This is a genomic window from Microcoleus sp. D3_18a_C4 (genome assembly GCF_036702415.1).
GTDB lineage: Bacteria > Cyanobacteriota > Cyanobacteriia > Cyanobacteriales > Microcoleaceae > Microcoleus.
Map to the genome: position 1 here is coordinate 1 of NZ_JAUBTI010000198.1, position 3938 is coordinate 3938.

General features: G+C 43.6%; 1 protein-coding gene. It reads left to right on the top strand.

Annotated features, from left to right (window positions below; genetic code table 11):
• Nucleotides 1-266 precede the first annotated feature (266 nt).
• On the top strand, nt 267-3686 hold the full coding sequence (locus tag QUB16_RS32955; protein ID WP_333322574.1) for a helicase-related protein: 3420 nt from the start codon (nt 267-269) through the stop codon (nt 3684-3686).
• Nucleotides 3687-3938: the final 252 nt, after the last annotated feature.

A 3938-nucleotide genomic window follows, 5' to 3' on the forward strand; every position in this document is an offset into this window, starting at 1 on the left:
GTTTTTTAAAAAGCATTTTTTTTTTGGTAGTGCGAGCGGCCCCGCGCGCGTTTTGTACAATACGCGCGCGGGGACGCTCGCACTGTAAATGCAAAACTGAGATGCTCCCCATTGCGAGGAACCAAGCAATCTCATTTTTTTCGATTGCTTCATTCCTCTCTTTTTACACTTATGATTAGTTGTAAAACTCATTGAGACGCGCTATATCTGCAACTTTTAATAATTGGTATAAAATCTCAAGTCTCAAATCTCAAATCCTATAACCTATGCTAGACCAACTCATCGGCAAACGCATTTCCATCCCCGAACAGTTCACCGGAACAGTCACCGTCGAAAGAGTCACCGCCATCGATGATACCGTGCTGTTACAAGTTCGCACCAGTGCCGGCGAATTGGGCGATGCCATGCTGAGTGCCGCAGAAGTCACAGAAATTTTAGCGAACCAACAACCCGCCATCACTACACCCGTTGACAGCAATTCCTTCTTCCTATTTATCGAATCAGCCCGCATCAAAACCGCCTTCGCCTACGACCCCCACTTCGCAGTTAGTCTCAGCGGTGTGCGTCCCCTTCCCCATCAACTAGAAGCCGTCTACGAACGCATATTACCTCAAGTTCGCCTGCGATTCCTATTAGCAGATGACCCAGGGGCAGGCAAAACTATTATGGCGGGACTCTTACTCAAAGAACTCAAATTACGGGGCATTATCGAGCGCATTTTAATCTTAGCACCAGCCCCTTTAACAATTCAATGGCAAGATGAACTCCGCAGCAAATTTTCCGAAACCTTTGAAGTCATTAACTCAGTATTAGTAAAAGGTCAATTAGCCGGAAATCCGTGGGATAGGTTTCGTCAATGTATCGCCTCTATTGATTTTGCCAAACGCGATGACATCCTCCCCAGTATTTTACAAGTTGATTGGGATTTAGTGATTATTGACGAAGCACACAAATGTTCAGCTCGCACTCAGGGGGAAGATTTGCGACGCACTGGTCGGTATAAACTGGCTGAAGAATTATCAAAAATTAGCGATCGCCTGCTTCTCCTCACCGCTACTCCCCACCAAGGCGATGTCGATCAGTTTCACAATTTTTTGCGATTGCTAGATGCAGATCAGTTTATCTCAAATCAACTCAACCCAGAAATTTTAAAGCTGAACAATTGCCCTTGGTTCCTGCGCCGAATCAAAGAAGAATTGAGAGACTTTGAAGGACACAAGCTTTTCAAAGAACGCTTTCCGATTACCGTCTCCTTTGACTTGTCGCCTGCTGAAAAAGATTTATATGACCGAGTTACTAAATATATTAACAAATATTTGGGCAAAACAAAAGGTCGCAAGCAAGCTGCCGTTGCTTTGGCGCGGACTGTTTTGCAGCGCCGATTGGCTAGCAGTTTAAATGCGATTTTTAGTTCCCTCAAAAGACGACAACGCAGGTTTGCTGAGTTATTAGAAGAACTTAGTCAACTTTCTCCAGAAGCACAGCACCAGCGATTGCTAACATTAGGCAAAATTCCTGACTCTGAACAGGAAAGTGAGGATTGCGAAGAGGAGCAATTAGAGGAATTAGCCATCGAGTCAACAGTATCTGAACAGTTAGACCAACTGCGGGAAGAATTGCAGGAATTGGGTAAATTAGTTAAACTAGCTCAAAAAACTATTGACATCGGCACAGAAGCTAAACTCAATAAACTCAAAGAGTGCGTAAAAAGAGCAGAATTTGAAGAATTAAAAGACGGACGCGGTAAGCTGCTGATTTTCACAGAACACCGAGATACTTTAGAGTATCTTAAACAGAATCTCACACAGTGGGGTTACAGCACTTGTGAAATTCACGGTGGGATGAATGTGTTGGCCAGAAAAGCAGCCCAGAAAGATTTTCAATTTAACAAGCAGATTTGTTTGGCAACAGAAGCGGCCGGGGAAGGGATAAATTTACAGTTTTGTCGCTTGATGATTAACTATGATTTACCCTGGAATCCTAACCGTTTAGAACAGCGCATGGGGCGAATTCACCGCATTGGCCAAAGCCAAAATGTTTATATTTTTAACTTTGTTGCCATCAATACTGTTGAAGGTCGGGTGTTAGAGAAGTTGCTAAGTAAACTCGAAGAAATTCGCAAAGCAATGGGCGATCGCGTTTTTGATGTCATTGGTCAGTTGCTGCAACTAAATGACATGAGATTTGAGGATTTTTTGCGAGAAGCTACTTATAGCAAAGTTTCCGAAGATGAAGTTTTAGAACAATTAGAACGGCTTGACCCCAAACGCCTAGAAGAATTAGAAAAAGCAACGGGTGTCGCCTTGGCTACTTCTCACGTCGATCTATCTCAAATTCGACACACTAAGACTCAAGATTATATCTCAGAAGAACAGCGGTTAATGCCGCGTTATGTGGAAGAATTCTTTAAGCGAACTTGTGATTTTTTGCGGATTAATTTAGAAGTGCGGGCTGATGGTTTGTGGCGGGTAAGTTATGTGAAAGAGGAATTTCGCTCAAATCATTTAGAAGCAGTGCGGCGGTTGGGTACACCAGAGAAAAGTTATCCCAAACTCACGTTTTATAAAGAACAATTAGCAGCCGCGTCTCATCAAGATGCCGATTTGCTTTCACCCGGACATCCTTTATTTGCGGCAATTGCTGAACGCTTAGACCTTCAATTAAATGAGGAAATAGCTCATCATTGTGCTGTTTTTGTCGATGCTGATGCTCAAGAATATTATCGCATTCACTTTTTTAATGTTCAGGTTGAAGGGCAAGGCAAAAAGGGAGAGAATCGAGTTCTTAGAGCTAAATTGTGTGCGGTTGTTGAAAAGGCTTCAGGGGAATTATCCCTAGCTTCGCCAGATTGTTTGCATGATTTAGCACCCCATCCTGTACCAATTCCTGATTGCCAATTTCCCACACCCAAACAACAGCAAAAAGCCGAAAACTGGTTGAAAGTCAAGGTACAATTAGGCTTAATGAATGAGGAACGATTGCGCTGTACTAAAGAATTACAAATTCGCCAAGATTACTTAGAACAAGCGATGGAAAATACTATTAGAGAAGCCCAATCTACTCAGATGAAGTTGGCGGCAAAAGTGGCGGCGGGAGATGAAACTTATCGGGTGGCGAGAGATGCGGCTCAAAATAAGGTGCGGGATTTGCAAGAACGTTATAAAAATAAGCAGGGAGAATTGGATTATCTCAAAATAGTACGATCGGGCAGAGTGGCTTATTTGGGAACCGCTTTGGTGTATCCTGTACCTGTAGAGGTTTCTAGTCCGGGGATGCGGAACGACCCAGAAGTCGAAGCATTTGCCATGCAGTACGTGATTGACTACGAAAAACAGCGGGGATGGGAACCGGAAGATATTAGTAAAAATCACGATGGTAGTGGGTTTGATATTCGCAGTTTAGGGCCTACAAATCCCGAAACGGGAATTGCCGAGGTGCGTCGAATTGAGGTGAAGGGAAGGGCTAATTTGTATCAAGAAGTAACATTAACTGTAAATGAGTGGCGCAAAGCACAACAGTTAAAAGATTCTTATTGGTTGTATGTTGTTTGGGGTTGCGAGGTTGAAAATCCGCAGTTATTAATTATTCAAAATCCTGCTAATAATTTAGCGACGGATGCTAAAGAAATTAAGCAAGTTACTCGGTATATTATTTCTGCTGAAGCGTTGCAGAAAAATAGTGTATAATATGAGGTGGCTTTGTATAGCAACCGCCAAAGCGATTAGTGCAGTAGGGGCGGGTTCGCCAGAATCTGTGACACTCATCGACAAATGATAAAAACCCGCCCCCACCCCACGACTATATTCAAAATCGTCCTAACCATCTGGGCGATTGCTATACCTCGCCATGACAGATGGCTTCGTCATGGGAGCATCTCAGTTTTGCATTTACAGTGCGAGCGTCCCCGCTCGCGTATTGTACAATACGCGAGCGGGGAC

Coding starts and splice junctions, on each gene's coding strand:
- QUB16_RS32955 (WP_333322574.1), top strand. CDS start 267: ATGCTAGACCAACTCATCGGCAAACGCATTTCCATCCCCGAACAGTTC.